The sequence below is a fragment of the Microbaculum marinisediminis genome (assembly GCF_025397915.1).
GTDB classification, from domain to species: Bacteria; Pseudomonadota; Alphaproteobacteria; order Rhizobiales; family Tepidamorphaceae; genus Microbaculum; species Microbaculum marinisediminis.
In genome coordinates this window covers 1-647 of sequence record NZ_JALIDZ010000028.1, presented here as the reverse complement: position 1 = coordinate 647, position 647 = coordinate 1, and the positions used below count along the sequence as shown (strand labels likewise).

The following is a 647-nucleotide window of genomic DNA, read 5'->3' as shown; positions in this document are numbered from 1 at the left end:
GTCGGCTTGCCCGACAGCAGTTCATGCAATGCGGTTTCGTCGTCGAGCAGGCCCCGGAGATAGGCGACAATGCCCTGTGTCGCGTCCGCCTGCGTCGACAGCGCCTTGCCGCTCTTGAACCGCGCGGCGGCAAGCAGGATCGGCTGCGCCATAGGCGCCGTCAGCGTGACTTCGGCCATGCCATGCCACAGGGCGGCGATACCCTCGTCGGTCAGCCCCGCTTCACGCAGGACAGCCACGAGTTCCAGCTCGTGCGCATCGGTCCATTGCGGATTGGCTGCCTCGACCGCGCGGTCTTCCCACTGTGCGAGGGTGTCGAACGTCGAGCGCCACACAATGCCGGCATCGTGCATCGCCTGCTGAAGCTTCGCGGACAGGTCGTCGAAGCGCGCCGAATATCTCTCCCACCAGTAGGCAGCCGTTCGATCAGCCGCGAACAGCCGGTCAAGATCGTCCTGCGATGCGACGCCAGGAAACCGTGCGCGGGCTTCGCTCATCAGTGCAAGCAGTTGCTCCGCAATGGCCGCGCCCCGATCGTCGGCATCGGCGAGTTCGTCGAGTGCGTCGTTGACTTCCGGTGAGGCGTTGCCCGTCAGAATCACGTCGCGGGCCACCTGCTGCGGCCCGGCCGGTTCGGACTTAATTCC

Annotated in this window: 1 protein-coding gene; it reads right to left on the bottom strand. The window is 65.7% G+C overall.

The window, feature by feature from the left end:
* The coding region (locus MUB46_RS24480; protein WP_261618531.1) for a hypothetical protein at nucleotides 1–647 on the bottom strand (647 nt) is incomplete at both ends.